Consider the following 19,871-nt stretch of genomic DNA (forward strand, 5'->3'; position numbering starts at 1 on the left):
CGGAATGCGTGCTAGGCCTGTTCAATCTCTTCACGAAGCATTTCAAGCTCAAGCCAGCGCTCTTCAGCAGCGGATAGTTCGTCATGCGCCTTGGCGATGGCGGCGGAGGTATCGTCGAATTTCTTGCGATCCTTGGTGTAGAGATTGGGATCGTCGAGCACGCGCTGCAGTTTTGCTATATCGGCCTGCAACGCTTCCATCTTCTTCGGCAGCGTCTCCAGCGCATGCTTGTCGTTGAAGCTCAGCTTGCGCTTCGGTGCGGAGGCGGGGGCAGCGGAGCGTCCCTCTTTCTTCTCGGCAGCCGGCGCTGCTTTGGCCGTTTCCCGCTTCAAATCCGCACCGCGCTGGGTCAGCATGTCGCTGTAGCCGCCGGCATATTCGGTCCATTTGCCGTTGCCCTCCGGCGCGATCACGGAGGTGACGACGCGATCGAGGAAGTCGCGGTCATGGCTGATCAGGATGACGGTGCCCTCGTAATCGCCGAGCATGTCTTCGAGCACGTCGAGCGTTTCGAGATCGAGGTCGTTGGTCGGCTCGTCCAGCACCAGCAGGTTCGACGGCTTCGCCAGCGCACGCGCCAGCATCAGCCGGCCACGCTCGCCGCCCGAGAGCACCTCCACCGGCGTGCCGCGCTGCTCTTGCGCGAACAGGAAGTCCTTCATGTAGCCGACGACGTGTTTCGGCTTGCCGCCGACCATGATCTGGTCGCCGCGGCCACCGGTCAGCGCTTCCGCCAGCGTCGATTTCGGATCGAGGCTTTCGCGGTGCTGATCGAGGGTTGCGACCTCCAGATTGGCGCCGAGACGTATCGTCCCGGAATCCGGTTGCATGCCACCGGTGAGCAAATTGACCAGCGTGGTCTTGCCGGCGCCGTTCGGGCCGATGATGCCGAGCCGGTCGCCGCGCTGGATGCGGGTGGAGAAATTGTCGACGATCATGCGGTCGCCGTAGGCCTTGGTGACGCCCTTTGCCTCGATCACCAGCTTGCCGGATTGCTCCGCTTCGCTGGCTGCAAGACTGGCGCTGCCGGTCGTGCCGCGATAATTGCGCCGCTGGTCGCGCAGCGCATGCAGATTGCCGAGACGCTTGACGTTACGCTTGCGCCGGCCGGAGACGCCATGGCGCAGCCAGTGCTCCTCGTCGACGATCTTGCGGTCGAGCTTGTGCTGGTCGCGCTCTTCTTCCGCCAGCACCTCGTCGCGCCAGCTCTCGAACGAGGCGAAGCCGCGGTCGATCTGCTTGATCTTGCCGCGGTCGAGCCAGGCCGTGGATCGCGACAGATTGGTCAGGAAACGGCGGTCGTGGCTGATGATCACCAGCGCGCTGCGCCTGGAGTCCAGCTCCTGCTCCAGCCACTCGATGGTGGCGAGATCGAGGTGGTTGGTCGGCTCGTCCAGCAGCAGGATGTCGGGCGATGGCGCGAGCACAAAAGCCAGCGCCGCGCGGCGCGCCTCGCCGCCGGAGAGATTATGCGGATTCTCTTCGCCGGTCAGCCCGAGTTGCTCCAGCAGATAGCGTGCCTGGTGCTGGTCGTCGCCGGGCGCGAGCCCGGACTCGACATAGGCCAGCGTGGTCTTGTGCTCACCGAAGTCAGGTTCCTGCGGAAGATAGCGCACGGTGGCGCCCGGTTGGACGAAGCGTGTGCCGCCGTCGGGCTCGACGAGACCGGCCGCGATCTTCAGCAGGGTCGATTTGCCGGAACCGTTGCGCCCGATCAAACAGACGCGCTCGCTGGGCGCGACGTTCAGCTCGACACCGCTCAAAAGCGGCGTGCCGCCGAAGGTCAGCCTGATGTCTTTCAGTTGGATCAGCGGGGGCGCCATGATCAGCCTTGATGTGTTGCGGCCTGATCGGCACGGCGGCGCTGGATCCGGCGCAGCGTCTGGTCGAGCGCCGAGAGGAAGGCGGAGCGGTCGCGCGGGGAGAACGAGCGCGGGCCGCCGGTGACCTCGCCGGCCGAGCGCAGGTCTGTCATCAGATTGCGCACCGCCAGCGTCATACCGATCGATTCCTCGGTGAACGGCTTGCCGTTCGGCGCGATCACGTCGGCGCCGGCCTTCACGCAGCGGCTCGCGAGCGGAATGTCCGATGTCACGACGACGTCGCCAGGCTTGACGCGCTCGACGATCCAGTCGTCGGCGGCGTCCATGCCGGCGCCGGCCGCGATACGCTCGATCAGCGGGTCCTGTGGCACGCGGATGAAATTGCCGGCGACCACGCTGACGGGCACGCCGTGCCGGAGCGCGACGCGATAAATCTCGTCCTTGACCGGGCAGGCGTCGGCGTCGACATAGATGCGGGTGGGAGTGTCAGTCATTCGCCGCGTGGTACCCCATTCGGGCCGCAAAGGCGAGGGGATTGACCGGTGTTCCCCGGGGCTTACGATCGTCCCGAAACAACAAGAACAGGGAAGATGACCCCATGCCGAACCGGCTCGAAACCTGGCGCGTCGAGGCCTACAACACCGCCAAGCAATCCGAAAACAAGATGCATGACGACACCGTCGCGCGCCGGTTCGGCTTTTCCGGCGGGCTGGTCCCCGGCGTCGATGTCTTCGCCTACATGATGCACGTGCCGGTGGCGCGGTGGGGCCGAGATTTCCTTGAGCGCGGGCTGATCGAGGCGCGCTTCATCAAACCGGTCTATGACGGCGAAACCGCCGATGTCGACGCGACCGAGCACGACGGCTTGCTGACCATCGAAGTGTTCAGCCGCACCGAGCTTTGCGCCACGGGGACGGCCTCGCTGCCGGCGGCGGCGCCTGTGGTGTCACTGAACGACTATGTCGCGGTGCCCGTGGTGGCTGAACGTAAGCCGGTCAGTCCCGCGACGTTCGAGACCGGCAAATGGCTGGGCACCACGCCCCGGCGCTGGGCCGGGCAGGATGCGGCTGACTACCTCGCTGACATCAGGGAAACCGATCCGATCTTCGCGCGCGAAGGGCTCGGCCATCCCGGCCTGATCCAGCGGGTGATGAACCGCGTGCTGGTGGACAACACGATTCTGGGTCCATGGATCCATGTAGGCAGCCGCATGCAGCTGCTGTCGGCGGCGCGCGCCGGCGACGAGATTACCGCGCGGGCGCAGGTCACCGCGAACTACGAGAAGAAGGGCCACCGCTTCGTCGAGCTCGACGCGCTCGTCGTCGCCAACGGCACGACGCCGCTCGCGCACTGCCAGCACATTGCGATCACCCAGCCGCGCGAGCAAGCGGCGGCGTAGGCGGAAGTAGGCACATCGTCACGCCACCACGTCGTCATGCCCGGGCTTGTCCCGGGCATCCACGTTCTTCGTGTATCGAGGTAAGGCGTGGATGGCCGGGACAGGCCCGGCCATGACGGCAGAGAAAGAAAGTCCCTTACGCCGCCTTCGCCTTCGCGTCCTGGATCGCGCGCCACACCCGCTCCGAGGTCAGCGGCATGTCGATGTGCTTGATGCCGTACTCGGACAAAGCGTCGAGCACCGCGTTCACCACCGTCGACAGGCTGCCGGCGCAGCCGGCTTCGCCGCAGCCCTTGCTGCCGAGCGGGTTGGTGGTGGCGGGCACCGGGTGGTCGCCGACTGTCATGTTGGGCACGTCCTCGGCGCGCGGCAGGGCGTAGTCCATCAGCGAGCCCGTGATCGGCTGGCCGCTCTCGTCGTAGCGGATGTGCTCCATCAGCGCCTGGCCGATGCCCTGGACGACGCCGCCATGGAGCTGGCCTGCGACCAGCATCGGGTTGACCACCGTGCCGAAATCGTTGACCGCGCTGTAGCGCACGATCTGCACCACACCGGTCTCCGGATCGATCTCGACCTCGGCGACGTGGCAGCCGTTCGGAAACGCCGAGGCGACCGGTTCGCTGGTGTGGTCGACGTCGAGGCTGTCGGGCACGCCATCCGGCGTCTTGCCGTCATGCAAGCGCTTGGCGAGCTCCATGATGTCGATGCTGCGGTCGGTGCCGGCGATGGTGAAGCTGCCGCCTTCGAATTCGATGTCGGCTTCGGAGGCTTCGAGCATATGCGCAGCTGCCCGCTTGCCCTTTTCGATGACGAGCTTGGCAGCGCCCACGATGGCCTGGCCGGTCGCGGTGATCGAGCGCGAGCCACCGGTACCGTTGCCGGTGTGGACGATGTCGCTGTCGCCCTGCACGAGCTTGACACTCTCGAAGGGGACGCCGAGCTGCGCGCTCAGCACCTGTGCGAACGGCGTGGCATGGCCCTGGCCGTAATCGAGCGTGCCGGTGATGAGCTGCACGGTGCCGTCAGCATCGAACACGATCTTGCCGAGCTCCGGGCTCGGCGGCGCGGTGACCTCGAGATAGGAGCCGACGGCGATGCCGCGCAGCTTGCCGGCCTTCTTGCTCTCTTTCTTGCGCTTGGCGAAATTCTCGTGGTCGGAGATTTCGAGCGCCTTGTTGAACACGGCCTGGAAGTCGCCGCTGTCGTAGGTGATGCCTGAGGAGGCCGCGAACGGGATCTGGCTCGGCTTGATGAAGTTGCGCTTGCGCAAGGTCAGCCGGTTGATGCCCATCTCGTCGGCGGCGCGGTCGATCAGCCGCTCCATGTAGTAGTTCGCCTCGGGCCGGCCGGCGCCGCGATAGGCGCCCATCAGCGTGGTGTTGGTCAAGACCACCTTGATGTCGACGGCCATCAGCGGGGTGCGGTAGACGCTGGAAAAGTTCTTGCCGGTGTTGAGCGAGAGCGGCCCCGGCGCGACGCCGGTGATGTAGGCGCCGAGATTGCCGAAGCCTTCAAGCTTGGCCGCGAGGAAAATCCCCTCGGCATCGAGCGCGAGCTCGGCATGGATCTTCTGCGCGCGGCCGTGGCTGTCGGAGAGGAACGCGGTCGAGCGCTCGTCGAGCCACTTCACCGGCTTGCCCAATTCCTTCGCCGCGTACAGGATGCACATGTACTCGGGATAGTTGATGTTCTTCATGCCGAAGGAGCCGCCGACATTGGCGGTGAGGATGCGCACCTTCTCGTTCGGCACTTTCAGGTTCTTGGCGAGGTTGGCGCGGTTGCCGGCGACGCCCTGCGTCGGTACCTGCAACGTGTAGCGCTCGGTCTTCCTGTCGTAGGAGGCAAGGCCAACGCGCGGCTCCATCGAGACCACGGCGACACGGGTGTTCTCGATGTCGACCTTGGTGACATGGGCAGCGCTGGCGAAGGCCGCGTTGACCTTGTCCATGTCGCCATAATGGTAGTCGAGCACGACATTCCCGGGGATGTGGTCGTAGAGCTGCGGCGCGCCGGGTTTGGCGGCTTCCTCGGGATCGGTCACCGCCGGCAGCGGCTCGATGTCGAGCTCGACCGCCTCGGCGGCATCGCGCGCCTGCGCCAGCGTCTCGGCGACCACGAAGGCGACGGGATCGCCGACGAAGCGGACCTTGTCGGTCGCGAGCGGCTGGCGGTTGGTCTGGAGCAAAGGCGAGCCGTCGCGGCTCTTGAGCGGCAGGCCGCAGGTGAAGGGACCGTAGCCGGCGGCGTCGAGATCCCTGCCGGTCCAGACCCCCAGCACGCCAGGCATGGCCTTGGCTGCGTCGATGCCGATGCTGCGGATGGCTCCATGGGCATGGGTGGAACGAACGACCACTGCATAGGCCTGGCCGGGCAGGTTGAAATCGTCGGTATAGCGGCCCTTGCCGCGCACCAGGGTGTCGTCCTCCTTACGGCGGACGGGCTGCCCGACGCCGTATTTTTGCAGTGCAATAGCGTTTTCGAGCGTGGACGATGAGGTGTGATCTTGCATGGAATTGACCTGAAAAGCCGGCATTTGCGCAATTTCGCGGCAGCGGGGCACCGGGCTCTCCTCAAATAACCCACCGCCCCGTTCACGACAACGCACGAATGGGCATGGTCCCATGTGATGGGTTGTTGCGCATGCCCGCCGCGCTGCTAAGGTTTCAGGCGAAAAATCAATTCCAGACCGGCCCGACCGGCCGCGGAAAGACAGTTTGTATGAATGACCACACGCGGCTCCGCGACGGCCATGGGACGCACCTTGGGCCGCACGGTGAGCTGGAGGGGTCGATGGCGGCGGTGGCGTTGGCCACCGGACCGGCCGTCGGCGCGCAGGCGCCGGGAACCGGTGTCTACGCGGCGCTGGACCTCGGCACCAACAATTGCAGGCTCTTGATCGCTTGTCCGACCCAGGACGGCTTTCGCGTGGTCGATTCCTTCTCGCGCATCATCCGGCTCGGGGAGGGGGTCTCGTCGACCGGGTGCATCAGCGAGGCCGCGATCGAGCGCGCCATCGCCGCGCTCAGCATCTGCCGTGACAAGATCAATTTGCGCAAAGCGCGCCGGTTGCGTCTGATCGCGACCGAAGCCTGCCGTGCGGCCTCGAACGCGGAGGGGTTCCGGAACCGCGTCGCGGCCGAAACCGGTATCGAGCTGGAGGTGATCGATCGGGAGACCGAGGCCGCACTCGCCGTGCTCGGTTGCTCGCCGCTGGTCGATCCCAGGGGACGTGGCGCGATCCTGTTCGACATCGGCGGCGGTTCGACCGAACTGGTGCGGATCGAGCGCGATCCGCAAAATCCCGAGCCGCGCATCAAGGCCTGGATGTCGATCCCTTACGGTGTGGTCACGCTCGCCGAGCAGTTCGGCGGCCGCGACGTGACGTCGGAGATCTACGCCGCGATGGAGCAGGAGGTTGCCAACCACGTCGCGCCGTTCGCCGAAGTGCACGGCGGCGATCTCGCCGACATGCACCTGCTCGGCACCTCGGGCACGGTGACGACGCTTGCCGGCATCCACCTCAACCTCGCGCGCTACGACCGCCGCCGCATCGACAGCATCTGGATGAACGATTCCGACATCACCGCGACCATCAGCAAGTTGCTCGGCATGAGCTACGAGGAACGCGCCAACAACAGCTGCATCAGCGTCGAGCGCGCCGATCTCGTGCTCGCCGGCTGCGCCATTCTCGATGCCATCAGGCGGTCCTTCCCGCTGCCGCGCCTGCGCGTCGCCGACCGCGGCCTGCGCGAGGGCATGCTGGTCGAGATGATGCGCGAGGACGGCGCCCTCAGGAGCTGGTGAGATGGCCAAGGACACCACCGGCCGCTTGCACGTCCAGGTCAAGACCGGCGGCAAGCGCAAATTGTCGTCGAAGCTGTGGCTGGAGCGGCAGCTCAACGACCCCTATGTGGTGAAGGCGAAGGCGCTGGGCTATCGCTCGCGCGCCGCCTTCAAGCTGCTCGAGATCGACGACAAATATCGCTTGCTGAAGCACGGCATGGCGGTGGTCGATCTAGGCGCCGCGCCGGGCGGCTGGAGCCAGATCGCCGCCAAGCGCGTCGGCTCGGTCGACGGCAAGGGCAAGGTCGTTGCGATCGATCTGCTGGAGATGCCCGAGATTGCGGGTGTCGATTTCGCCCAGCTCGACTTCATGGACAACGATGTCCCGGAAAAGCTCAAGGCCATGCTCGGCGGCGGCGCCGACTTCGTGATGTCCGACATGGCCGCCAACACCACCGGTCACCGCAAGACCGACCAGCTCCGCATCGTCGGCCTGATCGAGACCGCGGCTGCCTTTGCCTGCGACGTGCTCAAGCCCGGCGGCGCGTTCCTGGCCAAGACGTTCCAGAGCGGCGCCGACGCCGACCTGCTCGCCCAGCTCAAGCGCGACTTTGCGACGGTGCGCCACGTCAAGCCCGCCGCGAGCCGGGCCGACTCTTCGGAGCGCTACGTGCTGGCGACGGGGTTTCGGGGCGAGGCGAAGACTTAGCCGCAGACTCCGTCATTGCGAGGAGCGAAGCGACGAAGCAATCCGGACCGCCTCTGCAGATGCATTCTGGATTGCTTCGCTTCGCTCGCAATGACGAATTGAGCTAACCCAGCCGTTGATCCCGCACATCCTGCGTATCCTCGGTCGCCGCCTTGACGGCTGCCTTGGCCGCACTTTTGTCCGCGCCCTTGCGGCTGGAAATGTCCCCGACCTTGCGGCCGGAGATCTCGTGCCCGGCGTCGACCGGCATCTGCCAGAAGAACCAGCTCGATGCCGCCGAGGTCAGCGCGATCACGAGGAAGGCGGGGGCGAACACGGTGGCGTCGATTTCGCTGACATGGTTGAACCACATCGTCGTTTCCACGCAGGCCGCGCCGACGGCGACGCCGGCGGACACCGCGAGCTGCTGGTTGACGCTGACCAGCGTCGTGGCGCGGCTCATCTGCGTGGTCTCGACGTCGGCATAGGCGACCGTGTTGATCGCGGTGAACTCCAGCGAGCGGAAGAAGCCGCCGACCACCAGGATCACCATGATGATCAGCAGCGGCGTCGTCACCGTGAACAGCGCGCAGACGGCGAGGAAGAACGCGCTGACGATCGCGTTCACGGTCATCAGATTTCGGAAGCCGAAGGTGCGGATCAGGCGCGCCGCGAGCGTCTTCATGCCCATCGCCCCCAACGAGGACGAAAAGGTGACGAGGCCCGAATGGAACGGCGACAGCCCGAAGCCGATCTGCATCAAGAGCGGCAGCAGGAACGGCAGCGCGCCGATGCCGAGCCGGAACAGAAAGCCGCCGAGCACGGCCGCGCGCAACGTCGGCAGCTTCAGAAGCGAAAAATCCAGGACCGGCGATCCCGTTCGCCGTGCGTGAATGACGTAGAGCGTCATCGAGATCGCGCCACCCACGACCAGCGCGGCGACGGTGCTCCACGGCAGCAGGTTGAGACCCGCAACCGACAGGCCGAAGGCGATGCCGGCAAGTCCGATGCCCGCCAGCACCATGCCGTAGAGATCGAACGGCTCGCGCTCGTCGCTCTTGATGGGATCGATGAAGCGCAGCGCCATGAAGATGCCGAGCAGCCCGATCGGGATGTTGATCAGGAAGATCCAGTGCCAGGACGCGTAGGTGGTGATGAAGCCGCCGAGCGGTGGGCCGATCACGGGACCGATCAGGGCAGGGACCGTCACCCAGGCCATGGCGTTGACCAGCGCGCTCTTGTCGACCGATCGCAGCAGCACGAGACGCCCGACCGGCGTCATCATCGCCCCGCCCATGCCTTGCAGGATGCGCGCGAACACGAAATCGGTGACCGAACCCGAGAGCGCGCAGCCGATCGATCCGACCATGAACACGCCGACCGCGATCGCGAACACCATCCGCGCGCCGAACCGGTCGGCGGTCCAGCCGCTCGCCGGGATGAACACCGCGAGCGACAGCAGATAGGACGTGATCGCGAGCTTGAGCGTCAGCGGGCTGGTGCCGATGTCGGCCGCGATCGCCGGCAGCGAAGTGGCGATCACTGTCGAGTCCATGTTCTCCATGAAGAGAGCAGTGGCCACGATCAGCGGAATGACGCGTTGCTTGTCGACCATGACGGATTGGTAATGAAAATCGGAAGAGGGTGGAGTTGCGGCTTACCACCGCTGTCCAGCCGCGACCATTGCGGATCGACGCATAGCACCTAAATCCTGCGTGACGACGGCGTGCCTCTTTCCCTCGGATTCCGGGCGCCGCCCGGAATCCATTGGGCCACACGCTGCGCGGAGGATTCCGGGTTCGCGACTTCGTCGCGCCCCGGAATGACGGCGGATGGGCCAGAGCCGGCTATCCCCGCTGAATTTACGTAAAAAGCCTGTGCATGGCTGGCTAGCCGTCCGAATTGCTTTGATTCGTCACACGGCCGTGCTATCGACCCGCGTCAACCCCACCGATGGGCTCCGATTCTCAGGCGATGCCGCAAGGTACGCCGAGGGTGGCGCTCATCCATAAGCATTTGCGGCAGGGCCGCGGAAGGAGTTGGCACATGGCCACGGTGCAACAAGGCATTCGCGAAGCCCTTACGTTCGACGACGTGCTGTTGAAGCCGGGCCTGTCGGACGTCATGCCGGGCGAGGTCGATATCCGCTCCCGCGTCACCCGCGCCATTCCGCTCAACATTCCGATCATGGCCTCCGCCATGGACACCGTTACCGAGGCGCGCATGGCGATCGCGATGGCGCAGGCCGGCGGGCTCGGCGTCATCCATCGCAATTTCGATCCCGAAGGGCAGGCTGCCCAGGTGCGGCAGGTCAAGCGCTTTGAATCGGGAATGGTGGTGAACCCGCTCACCATCAGCCCCGAGGCCACGCTCGACGATGCGCTGAAGCTGATGAGCGATCACGGCATCTCCGGCATTCCCGTCGTCACCGGCGCCGGCAAGAACACGCCCGGCAGGCTGGTCGGCATCCTCACCAACCGCGACGTGCGCTTTGCCACCGACCCCAGGCAAAAAGTCTCCGAGCTGATGACGCATGAAGGTCTCGTCACGGTACGCGAGAATGTCAGCCAGGACGAGGCGCGGCGGATGCTGCATCAGCACCGCATCGAGAAGCTGCTGGTGGTCGACGAGCAATATCGGTGCGTCGGCCTCATCACCGTCAAGGACATGGAGAAGGCGGTCGCCCATCCGCTCGCCTGCAAGGATGCGCAGGGCCGCCTCCGCGTCGCCGCCGCGACCACGGTCGGCGATACCGGCTTCGAGCGCACCGAGCGGCTGATCGATGCCGGCGTCGATCTCATCGTCGTCGACACCGCGCACGGCCATTCCCGCCACGTGCTGCACGCGGTGAACCGGATCAAGCGTCTCTCCAACTCGGTTCAGGTCGTTGCCGGCAACGTCGCCACCACCGAAGGCACGCAGGCTTTGATCGACGCGGGCGCGGACTGCATCAAGGTCGGCATCGGCCCGGGCTCGATCTGCACCACGCGCATCGTTGCAGGCGTCGGCGTCCCCCAGCTCACCGCGATCATGGACGCGGTCGAGGCGGCGAAGAAGGCCGACATTCCCGTCATCGCCGACGGCGGCATCAAGTTCTCCGGCGATCTCGCCAAGGCGCTCGCCGCCGGCGCCGACATCGCCATGGTCGGCTCGCTGCTGGCCGGCACCGATGAGACGCCCGGCGAAGTGTTCCTGTGGCAGGGCCGTTCCTACAAGGCGTATCGCGGCATGGGCTCGGTCGGCGCGATGGCGCGCGGCTCGGCCGACCGCTATTTCCAGCAGGACATCAAGGACACGCTCAAGCTCGTGCCGGAAGGCATCGAGGGCCAGGTGCCCTACAAGGGCGCGGTCGGCCATGTCATGCACCAGCTCGCCGGCGGCCTGCGCGCCGCGATGGGCTATGTCGGCGCAAAGGACATGAAGGAGCTGCACGAGAAGGCGCAGTTCGTCCGCATCACCGGCGCGGGCCTGCGCGAGAGCCACGTCCACGACGTCACCATCACGCGCGAGAGCCCGAACTATCCGGGCGGGGGTTAGTCCTACGTCTCACGTTTGACGCCGCTCTCGTGCCCCGGACGCAGCGCAGCGCTTCTTCAGCGGTGCGCTGCAGAGCCGGGGCCCAATTCTCTGCTTGGTCGTATGTCGCCTTCTGGGTCCAGGCTCTGCGCAGCAGCGCAAGAGCGCTGCAGCGCGTACGGGACACGCGAGATAAGCGTGGCGAAACGCGATCAACCTCCACCGCTTTTGTATTGACGCGCCCCGCTGCCTCCGCTTCCGTCCTCGTCGAAACGACAATCAGGAGGAAGCCATGTCCCAAGGCAAACGTATCGTTCTCGCCGCGCGTCCTGTCGGCGAGCCAAAGCCGTCCGATTTCCGCATCGAGGAATTCGCGATCCCGACGCCTGCGGCGGGCGAAGTTTTGCTGCGCACGATCTGGCTGTCGCTCGATCCCTATATGCGCGGACGCATGAGCGATGGTCCGTCCTATGCCGCGCCGGTGCCGGTCGGCGGCGTGATGGAAGGCGAGGCTGTGAGCGAGGTTGCCGCCTCCAGCAATCCGGATTTCGCCAAAGGCGACATCGTCCGCGCGCGAACCGGTTGGCAGTCTCACGCGATCTCCAACGGCAAGGGCCTGATCAAGGTCGATCCGAGGCTCGGGCCGATCTCGACCTCGATCGGCGTGCTCGGCATGCCCGGCATGACGGCGTACACGGGCCTGCTCGACATCGGCAAGCCGCAAGCAGGCGAGACCGTCGTCGTCGCCGGCGCCTCCGGTGCGGTCGGCTCGGCCGTCGGCCAGATCGCGAAGATCAAGGGCGCACGCGCGGTCGGCATCGCCGGCGGCAAGGACAAGTGCGACTACGTCGTGAAGGAGCTCGGCTTCGATGCCTGCATCGATCACCGCGATCCCGATCTCGCCGCCAAGCTGAAAGAAGCTTGCCCTGGAGGGATCGACGTCTATTTCGAGAATGTCGGCGGAGCCGTGTTCGAGGCGGTGTTCCCGCTGCTCAATCCGTTCGCGCGCGTGCCGGTCTGCGGCCTGATCGCGCATTACAACGACACCGAGGCCAAGCCGCCGAAATGGGCCGGTGCAATGATGCGCGCGACGCTGACCAAGCGGCTGACCTTCCGCGGCTTCATCGTCTCCGACTTCGCCTCCCGCCACGGCGACTTCCTGCGCGACATGTCGGAATGGGTCCGCGACGGCAAGGTCAAGTACAAGGAGTTCGTCACCGAGGGGCTGGAGAGCGCGCCCGGTGCCTTCATCGGCCTGCTGAAGGGCGCCAATTTCGGCAAGCAGCTGGTCCGGGTCGGTCCGGACAAGGCCTAGCGCGACGGGAACTGGGACTCCCGTGGCCCTGAGGCCGCACGCCGCGTGGAGATAGTTAAGAAAGAGTCACCAAATGGTCACACCTGCCCGCAAAACCCGCAGGTGTGACCGGCCGTTCATTGACGGGATCACGAAGGCATTGAATCATCGGGCATATTTCAGGTGCTGCGATGTTAGAGATCAGTGTTTTCTGCGTTATCCTGGTTGCCGCCGGCTATTGGACGGCCATGTTCATCATGGGCCGCCACGACGACGTCATCCATGGCAAGTTCGTCCATGTCGACGAGGAGGGCGATCTGACCCGCCTCGCGTTGCCGGCGCCGCCGCCATTCCCGAAGCGCCCGGTCAAGGCCGCGCAGCCTGTCAGGCAGCCGCCTGCCAACGATCTCGGGGCCAAGCCGGTGAACAGCGAGGCGCTGCAATCCCTGCTCGACGCGATCCAGCAGGACCTCAAGAGCGTCGCCTGAGCCGATCGGCGCGCCTCAATGCTCGCCGCCCATCTGGGCGAGCAGCTCCTCGATGTCGACATCGACCTGGCCCGCGGCCCTGACGTGGCGGACTTCAAGACTGTCGGGCCGGAAGCGGTATTCGACCAGCCCGACTTGCTTGATCGCGATCCGGTCCTGGCGCTGATCGTTGATGATAAAGCCCGCCGATGGCGCCCAGACATGGCGGGTGTGGCGCCAGGTGAAGTCGCGCCGCTGGTGCACGTGGCCGCTGGCGACGAGGCGCAGATCGATCGCCCCGAACATCTCGATCAACCGTGCCCGCGCCGGCTGCGGCACGTAGCGGATCGCCGTCTCCGGCGTTTCGGCATCGTCGGGCAGGTTGAGAAACAGCGGCTTGTGCAGGAACAGCGCGACCGGTCTGCCGTTCGTGCGCGCGATCTCGGAAGCCAGCCAGTCGAACTGCTCGGCCTCGAAGGCGAGCCCTGAATTCATCACCAGCGAGTTGAGACCAATGAAGCGCCAGCCGCCGGCTTCGAACGACCAATGGTCTTCGCCGATGAGATCGCAGAACTGCCGGCGGTGCGCTTCCGTGACCGGCGGCCTCGGCGCCGGGCCGACCGCAGTCGGATTGTCGCCGATGTCGTGATTGCCGGGGAGATAACGGCAGGCGACGGGCAGGGCGTCGTGCAGGTCTTTTGCGAAAACGACCTCGTCGCGGCTGGTCGGCCCGTCGAAGGCGACGTCGCCGGTGTTGATGACGAGATCGGGCCTGTTGCCGTCGATATGCTCGCTGATCGCCTGGAAGTTGGCGATCAGGCCGGGAAAGCGCCGGCCGAGATGGGTGTCGGAAATCTGCGTCAGGTGAAATTCGGACATGCGATCATCGTACCCGTGCTGGCGCGTCGGAACGATGACGGCGCCGGCATGGATCGCAGCGAACAAAGTTTAAAGCACGCGATAGCGGATCGTGTAGGAATCCTGCGGCGCGACGGTGTCGGCGAGCGGCGAGGCGATGCGGTCGGCAAGGTGCCAGGGGCCGAACTCCTGGGAGCGATGCGGCTCGGCGGGCAGGCGGAGGCGGAATTCGAAAATGCCCTTGCCCGGCAGGTTCACGACCAGCACGCGGTCCGCGGTGCGGTGGTTGAGGGCGACCGCGCCGCGCAGCAGCGCGCGCCCGTCGCCGAGATCGCTCACGCCGTCGACCAGCGCCAGGGTCTGGTTGCGGTCGGTATGCAGCTCGATCTGGCTGTCGGTCACCGCCGTCAGCATCGTCCGCGGCATGCGGATTTCGAACTCGACGGCCGGCTTGGACGGGTTGAGGCCGAGATAGGCCGCCGCGGCATGGCGCATGTCGTAGGCGGCAAAGGCGAACAGGACGAGCGCGGCGAGGGTGGCGAGGCCATGCCTGACCACGTCGCGCCAGCTGCGGTAGGACAGGTGGAAGTACACGGTCATCGCCAGCGCGACCGCGAGGGCCGCGGCAACGCCCGACAGCGCCGACATCAGGATACCGAGCCCGCCGTCAACGGTTTCGGTCAGAAGGCTGGACAGGGTGTTCATGGCTGGCTCGCCGCGCGACCCGAGGGCAAAATCGCTTTAACTATCGGCAGTTGGTCGCGGAAACGGGAACGCCGGTTCAACTCGTTGATTGTCAGGACCAGCAGACGCGGCTAATGACGGTCCGCGGTGTGCCGCCTTACGGGAAAGTTCCGATGTCCATTCAGATGGTTCTGCTCCCTGTCTTCGTGCAGGTGGGTCTCACCTTCGCGCTGCTGATCGGCATGGTGCTGGCACGGCGTCGCACGCTGGTTGCGGGCGAAACCAAAATCCGCGACATCGCGCTCGGCGAGCCGAACTGGCCCAAGGGCGCCACCCAGATCGCCAATTGCTACCGCAACCAGTTCGAGCTGCCGGTGATGTTCTATGTCCTGATCGCGCTGGCGCTTCCGCTCCGCCATGCCGATCTCTTCATCGTGCTGATGTCCTGGGTGTTCGTGGTGACGCGCTTTGCCCATGCCGGGGTGTTCGTGTCCTCGAACGATCTCGGCCGCCGCTCCACGGTCTGGCTCGCCGGCGTGCTGGTGCTGCTCGCGATGTGGATCTACTTCGCGCTGAAAATGCTGTTGTTGATCTGACTCTTGCGAGTCCGATTTCATCTGAAAGATTCAAATGACTCCCGCTGCCCGGCTGTCCGCAGCCATCGAACTGATCGACACCATCGAGAAGGACCGCGTGCCCGCGGCCAAGGCGCTGAAGGAGTGGGGCACCGCGCACCGCTTTGCCGGCTCGGGCGACCGCGCCGCCATCGCCGGGCTGGTCTGGGACGTGCTGCGCCGCTACGCCTCGAGCGCGTTCCTGATGGAGGCCGACACCGCGCGTGCCCGGCTGATCGGCATGCTCCGGCTCGAGCGCGAGATGGACACGACGACCATGGCCGCGTTGTTCGACGGCAGCCGTTTTGCGCCGGCGCCGCTGACCTCGGCCGAGCAGGCCGCGCTCAGCCATCGGTCCCTCAAGGGCGCGCCGGCCGCGATTGCCGGCGACTATCCGGAATGGCTGGATTCGCACCTGGCAAAGGTGTTCGGCGAGGACCGCGCAGCGGAGGCGGCCGCGATGGCCAGCCGGGCGCCGCTCGACCTGCGCGTCAACACGCTAAAATCCAATCGTGACAAGGCGCTGCAGTCGCTTGCTCATCTTCACGCACAACCGACGCCGTGGTCGGCAACGGGCCTGCGCATCGCGCTTTCGGCCGATGCGCGCAACCCCGGCATCCAGGCCGAGGAGGATTTCATCAAGGGCGCGATCGAAGTGCAGGATGAGGGATCGCAGCTGGCGGCCCAATTCACCGCGGCAAAGCCCGGCGAGCAGGTGATCGACCTCTGCGCCGGTGCGGGCGGCAAGACGCTGGCGCTCGCTGCCCTGATGCAGGGCAAGGGCCGGCTGATCGCGACCGACAGCGACAAGCGCCAGCTCGCGCCGATCCACGAACGGCTGTCACGCGCCGGCGTCCACAATGCCGATGTCCGCACGCCCAAGGGCGAGGCCGATCCTCTGGCCGATATAAGCGGTTCGGCTGATCTGGTCGTGATCGACGCGCCCTGCACGGGAACCGGTACCTGGCGGCGCAACCCCGACGCCAAATGGCGTATGCGCCCCGGCGCGCTGGAGATTCGCCTGCGTGACCAGGCCGAGGTGCTGGAGCGCGCAGTGCCGCTGGTGAAGACCGGTGGACGCGTCGCCTACATCACCTGCTCGGTGCTGTCGGAGGAGAACGGCGAGCAGGTGAGGGCGTTCATCGCGCGCCATCCCGAGTTCGCGGTCGTCCCGCCCGAGCAGACCGCGAGCGTGCTCTGGGACAAGGCGGAGGCGTTCGGCGAGGCCGCGCTGCGATCGGAGGAGGGCTGGCTGATGACGCCGCGGCGGACCGGCACCGACGGGTTTTTCGTGTCGGTGCTGAAGAAGGCGGCCTGATTTCGCTCCGCCGTCATTCCGGGGCGCCCGCAGGGCGAGCCCGGAATCCATCGTGCGGCAATGCGTGCGGCTCGATGGATTCCGGGCTCTCGCTTCGCGAGCCCCGGAATGACCGGGACAAACAAAAGCCCCGCGCACCGGATCCCGGTCGCGGGGCTTTCTAACTCTGGCGTTCTGCCGGTACGTCCGTGGTCAGAACGTTGTTGCGCGGGCGTTAGCCGACGCGGAGATTGTCAGCCGAGGACTTGCCGCTGCGACGATCGGCGACGATGTCGAACGAGACCTTCTGACCCTCGTTGAGGGAGGAGAGGCCAGCGCGCTCGACGGCGCTGATGTGCACGAACACGTCCTTCTGGCCGTCGTCCGGCTGGATGAAACCATAACCCTTTTGGGTGTTGAACCACTTCACGGTGCCCATAGCCATGGGAATTTCCTCTAGTTAGTTAAAGAGCCTACGCACGTGGACCGGTACGCAGAATCGCGCCCATAGTCCTGTTCAGTCGATGTTTGGAGAAGTCATCTGAAGCGTGCGCGCCCGTCAGCAACGAAGCGAAGCGGCCCAGTCGTTCGGCCAAGTATCGATGATCACAATATAGCGAGAATTTGGGGCCAGTTCAAGGCATCACCCGCGACCCGGCACCTCGCACGACTTTGCTATTTTGCGGTGCAAATTAACCGCCGGGCGGATCTCAATCCACGATGAAGAGCGTCGCCCCGGTCGCGGTCGAGGACCGGTGCGCGGCGTCGCCGAAGTCCGAAACCTGGTAGCTCATCCCCGCCGTCAGCTTGAATTTGCGCCCGTCGCGCAGCTCGCTGTCGAGCTCGCCCTTGAGCACGTAGAGCACGTGGCCGCGATCGCACCAATGATCGGCCAGATAGCCCGGCGAATATTCCACCATCCGGACCCGGAGATCGCCGATGTCGAGCGTGCGCCAAATGGCCTCACCGCGCTCGCCGGCATGTGTGGTTGGGCTGACCGTGCTCCAGTCGGTGACGGTGAAGGGGGAGGTGGGGAGCTTCATAGTGGAATCCTGTCTTGATGCCGGCGGAGCCCTTGTTATCGGATGCGACCGCTGCAGTCCTCATCTTTGCTTGGTGCGTCAATGCGCACTCGGCCGGCACCTGTATCCTGCTCGCAATGATGACCCAGACCAGCAGCGCGGCGGCGCTGATCCCGGCGCCGAGCATGCAGACGCCGGTCCAGCCGGCCATCGCATACACCATCGTCGACGCGATCGCGCCAGCTGCGCTTCCGACCGAGTAGAACACCATGTAGCCGCCGATCAGCCGGTTGGCCGCATCCGGGCGCGCGGCGACGAGCAGGCTCTGGCCGGTCACATGAACGGCCTGAAGCCCGAAATCCAGCATGATGACGCCTGCGACCACGAACCAGAGCGAGGTTTCCAGGCAGGCGATCGGAGCCCACGCCGCCAGCATCAGCATCAGCGAGAGCCCGGTGGTGCGCTGGCCCCATCCGAGATCGGCGAGGCGCCCGGCGTTGCGCGCCGCGAGGGCTCCGGCGAATCCGGCGATGCCGAGCAACCCGATCGTGGTGTGCGACAGCGCGAAGGGAGGCGCCGAGAGCGGCAGCACGATCGACGTCCAGAACACGTTGAGATCGGCGAAGATCAGGAACGCGAACACCGCGCGCTCGCGCAGGAGTGGCTCCTCGGCAAATAGCGCGGCCATCGAGCGCAGCAACGACGGGTAGGACGCTCCGGCCATCGGGCTTGGCCGGCCGGGCGGCAGCACGCGCAGGAGCAGGGCGGCCAGGCCAAGCATGAGGCCGGCCGAGACCAGGTAGACCATGCGCCAGCCGCCGATATCGGCCAGCGCGCCGGAGGCGAACCGCGCCAGCAGGATGCCCGCGACCACACCGCTGGTGACGGTGCCGATGGCCCGGCCGCGCCCGCCCGGCGTCGCGAGCATTGCCGCAAAGGCGACGAGGACCTGGACGACGACGGCCAGCACGCCGACCAGCGCCATTCCGGCAAGCAGCACCGCGGCGTGCGTCGCAGTGCCGACGACGACGAGGCCGATCGCCGACAGCACGGTCTGGCCGACGATCAGGCGGCGGCGATCCAAGAGATCGCCGAGCGGCACGATCAGGATCAGGCCGAGTGCGTAGCCGATCTGGGTGAATGTCACCACCATGCCGATTACGGCGGGCGCGATGTCGAGGTCGTGCGCCATGGCATCAAGCAGGGGCTGCGCGAAGTAGATGTTGGCGACGCTCAGGCCGCAGGTCAGCGCGAACAGCAGCGCCATCGCCGGAGAGAGCCCGCGCCCGGTCAAGTTGCCGGCGATGTCACCCGCTTTCAGCCCCGCTGTCGCAGTGTCGTTCCCCGTCATCGTCGTCTCCGGCGTATTGTAACTGGTCTTAAAATAAGACCGGTTGTATCAGTTGCTGTCCAGTCTTATTTTAGGACCAGTCTGAAGGGGGCTGCGAATGAAGCGGACCGGTTTTGCCGAGGCGAGCTGCCCGGTGGCGCGCGCGCTGGATGCCATCGGAGACATCTGGTCGCTGCTGATCGTGCGCGATGCCTTCGATGGCTTGCGCCGGTTCGGCGATTTCCGGAAGAATCTGGGCATCGCCAAAGGCATGCTGAGCGCGCGCCTGCATAGGCTGGTGGAGCTCGGCGTGCTCGAAGCGGTTCCGGCCTCCGACGGCAGCGCCTATCAGGAATATGCGCTGACGAAGAAGGGGCGCGACCTGTTTCCGGTCGTCGTTAGCCTGCGCCAGTGGGGCGAGGCCAATCTGTTCGCCCGAGGCGAAGTGCATTCGGATCTGGTGGACGAGGCGGGCCAGCCGGTCGGCAAGCTCGTGCTTCCGTCTCGGGCCGGCCGACCGCTGACATGGTCGGACACCAGTGTGAGAAAGGCCGGCGCGCGCAAGCGCTGAATGCGCGCCGACCTCCTCGAGCTGGGATCGCGGCGTCAGTGCGGCAGATGGTTGGCCGAGCCCTGCACGATCAGCCCGGCCTCGTTCACCCGCAGATATTCGCAGATCCGCTTGCCCCGCTCGTTCTCGTAGAACACGACCACGCTGTCCGGGCTGACGAACAATTCGATCACCGTGAAATGCAGGTTCGGGATCAGCCCGAGCGCCTTGCCCCAATAGGCCCGCAACGCCGCCTTGCCGCGCACGGTGCCGCTGGCATCGAACCCCATCATGGGGATGCGGTCGGATGTCATCACGGCGGCCTCGTCGTAAAGCGTCAGCACGCGCTCGAGATCGCGCGCATTCCAGGCCTCGACCCAGGTCCGGCCGAGCGTGGCGAGCGTTGATGGCTGATGGTGCGGTGACATGAACGTTCTCCCTGATTCGGCTCCTGTGTGATCCGGAGCACATTAGGTCAATAATACTGACCTAGTTTCATTTGTCCATGCCCAAAGAAGAATGTGGGCGCGCGGTTCGCGTGGTTGC

The 19,871-nt window shown here is 65.8% G+C and carries 19 protein-coding genes; 9 read left to right on the top strand and 10 right to left on the bottom strand.

Annotated features, from left to right (window positions below; translation table 11 throughout):
• Nucleotides 1–11: 11 nt before the first annotated feature.
• Nucleotides 12–1,823 (bottom strand): ABC-F family ATP-binding cassette domain-containing protein, encoded by a 1,812-nt coding sequence (locus CIT40_RS14225; protein WP_094896569.1) that lies wholly within the window; start codon nt 1,821–1,823, stop codon nt 12–14.
• A gap of 2 nt (nt 1,824–1,825) precedes the next feature.
• Nucleotides 1,826–2,317 carry a YaiI/YqxD family protein gene (locus CIT40_RS14230; RefSeq protein ID WP_094896570.1) on the bottom strand — a complete coding sequence of 164 codons (492 nt, stop codon included), beginning with the start codon at nt 2,315–2,317 and terminating at the stop codon, nt 1,826–1,828.
• Nucleotides 2,318–2,421: 104 nt separating this feature from the next.
• Here CIT40_RS14230 and CIT40_RS14235 point away from each other — a divergent pair, with 104 nt between their 5' ends.
• Nucleotides 2,422–3,222: a hypothetical protein gene (locus CIT40_RS14235; protein WP_094896571.1), complete on the top strand. Its 801-nt coding sequence runs from the start codon at nt 2,422–2,424 to the stop codon at nt 3,220–3,222.
• A 136-nt stretch (nt 3,223–3,358) separates the two neighbouring features.
• Here CIT40_RS14235 and CIT40_RS14240 read toward each other — a convergent pair whose 3' ends face one another.
• The gene (locus CIT40_RS14240; RefSeq protein ID WP_094896767.1) at nt 3,359–5,731 is read right to left on the bottom strand and encodes a xanthine dehydrogenase family protein molybdopterin-binding subunit; all 2,373 of its coding nucleotides are present in this window, start codon (nt 5,729–5,731) and stop codon (nt 3,359–3,361) included.
• A gap of 209 nt (nt 5,732–5,940) precedes the next feature.
• Between CIT40_RS14240 and CIT40_RS14245 the strand changes: the two genes are divergently transcribed.
• Complete coding sequence (locus CIT40_RS14245) at nt 5,941–7,026, top strand: Ppx/GppA phosphatase family protein (RefSeq protein ID WP_094896572.1); 1,086 nt, start codon at nt 5,941–5,943, stop codon at nt 7,024–7,026.
• A gap of 1 nt (nt 7,027) precedes the next feature.
• Nucleotides 7,028–7,714 carry an RlmE family RNA methyltransferase gene (locus CIT40_RS14250; protein ID WP_094896573.1) on the top strand — a complete coding sequence of 229 codons (687 nt, stop codon included), beginning with the start codon at nt 7,028–7,030 and terminating at the stop codon, nt 7,712–7,714.
• 103 nt (nt 7,715–7,817) lie between these two features.
• On the opposite strand, the gene CIT40_RS14255 is transcribed toward CIT40_RS14250, so the two are convergent.
• Nucleotides 7,818–9,308 (bottom strand): DHA2 family efflux MFS transporter permease subunit, encoded by a 1,491-nt coding sequence (locus tag CIT40_RS14255; protein WP_094896574.1) that lies wholly within the window; start codon nt 9,306–9,308, stop codon nt 7,818–7,820.
• Nucleotides 9,309–9,739: 431 nt separating this feature from the next.
• Here CIT40_RS14255 and guaB point away from each other — a divergent pair, with 431 nt between their 5' ends.
• The 3 genes from guaB to CIT40_RS14270 all read left to right on the top strand — a co-directional run bounded on the left by guaB (nt 9,740) and on the right by CIT40_RS14270 (nt 12,991).
• Complete coding sequence (gene guaB, locus CIT40_RS14260; protein WP_094896575.1) at nt 9,740–11,230, top strand: IMP dehydrogenase; 1,491 nt, start codon at nt 9,740–9,742, stop codon at nt 11,228–11,230.
• A 271-nt stretch (nt 11,231–11,501) separates the two neighbouring features.
• On the top strand, nt 11,502–12,524 hold the full coding sequence (locus CIT40_RS14265) for an NADP-dependent oxidoreductase (protein ID WP_094896576.1): 1,023 nt from the start codon (nt 11,502–11,504) through the stop codon (nt 12,522–12,524).
• 170 nt (nt 12,525–12,694) lie between these two features.
• The gene (locus CIT40_RS14270) at nt 12,695–12,991 is read left to right on the top strand and encodes a hypothetical protein (protein ID WP_094896577.1); all 297 of its coding nucleotides are present in this window, start codon (nt 12,695–12,697) and stop codon (nt 12,989–12,991) included.
• Between the two features lie 15 nt (nt 12,992–13,006).
• Here the strand turns inward: CIT40_RS14270 and CIT40_RS14275 are convergent, their stop codons facing one another.
• Together CIT40_RS14275 and CIT40_RS14280 are read right to left on the bottom strand one after the other, a co-directional pair.
• Nucleotides 13,007–13,849 (bottom strand): metallophosphoesterase family protein, encoded by an 843-nt coding sequence (locus CIT40_RS14275; protein ID WP_094896768.1) that lies wholly within the window; start codon nt 13,847–13,849, stop codon nt 13,007–13,009.
• A 69-nt stretch (nt 13,850–13,918) separates the two neighbouring features.
• The gene (locus tag CIT40_RS14280) at nt 13,919–14,533 is read right to left on the bottom strand and encodes an acriflavin resistance protein (protein ID WP_094896578.1); all 615 of its coding nucleotides are present in this window, start codon (nt 14,531–14,533) and stop codon (nt 13,919–13,921) included.
• Between the two features lie 152 nt (nt 14,534–14,685).
• On the opposite strand from CIT40_RS14280, the gene CIT40_RS14285 reads away from it, so the two are divergent.
• Nucleotides 14,686–15,108, top strand: coding sequence for an MAPEG family protein (locus CIT40_RS14285; RefSeq protein WP_094896579.1), 423 nt, complete (start codon nt 14,686–14,688; stop codon nt 15,106–15,108).
• 34 nt (nt 15,109–15,142) lie between these two features.
• Complete coding sequence (locus tag CIT40_RS14290; protein ID WP_094896580.1) at nt 15,143–16,444, top strand: RsmB/NOP family class I SAM-dependent RNA methyltransferase; 1,302 nt, start codon at nt 15,143–15,145, stop codon at nt 16,442–16,444.
• Between the two features lie 214 nt (nt 16,445–16,658).
• Here the strand turns inward: CIT40_RS14290 and CIT40_RS14295 are convergent, their stop codons facing one another.
• The 3 genes from CIT40_RS14295 to CIT40_RS14305 all read right to left on the bottom strand — a co-directional run bounded on the left by CIT40_RS14295 (nt 16,659) and on the right by CIT40_RS14305 (nt 18,796).
• Complete coding sequence (locus CIT40_RS14295) at nt 16,659–16,868, bottom strand: cold-shock protein (RefSeq protein WP_008141931.1); 210 nt, start codon at nt 16,866–16,868, stop codon at nt 16,659–16,661.
• Nucleotides 16,869–17,133: 265 nt separating this feature from the next.
• A complete protein-coding gene (locus CIT40_RS14300) occupies nt 17,134–17,466 on the bottom strand; it encodes a DHCW motif cupin fold protein (RefSeq protein WP_094896581.1) in 333 nt (110 codons plus the stop codon).
• Entirely contained in the window at nt 17,387–18,796 is a 1,410-nt protein-coding gene (locus tag CIT40_RS14305; protein ID WP_244611969.1) for an MFS transporter, read from the bottom strand. The genes CIT40_RS14300 and CIT40_RS14305 overlap by 80 nt, the downstream gene beginning before the upstream one ends.
• Nucleotides 18,797–18,893: 97 nt before the next feature.
• Here CIT40_RS14305 and CIT40_RS14310 point away from each other — a divergent pair, with 97 nt between their 5' ends.
• On the top strand, nt 18,894–19,346 hold the full coding sequence (locus CIT40_RS14310; RefSeq protein WP_094896582.1) for a winged helix-turn-helix transcriptional regulator: 453 nt from the start codon (nt 18,894–18,896) through the stop codon (nt 19,344–19,346).
• A gap of 35 nt (nt 19,347–19,381) precedes the next feature.
• On the opposite strand, the gene CIT40_RS14315 is transcribed toward CIT40_RS14310, so the two are convergent.
• Nucleotides 19,382–19,753, bottom strand: a complete 372-nt coding sequence (locus tag CIT40_RS14315) for a nuclear transport factor 2 family protein (RefSeq protein WP_094896583.1) — start codon at nt 19,751–19,753, stop codon at nt 19,382–19,384.
• Nucleotides 19,754–19,871: the final 118 nt, after the last annotated feature.

The organism is Bradyrhizobium amphicarpaeae, from assembly GCF_002266435.3.
In the GTDB taxonomy this organism is placed as follows: Bacteria; Pseudomonadota; Alphaproteobacteria; order Rhizobiales; family Xanthobacteraceae; genus Bradyrhizobium; species Bradyrhizobium amphicarpaeae.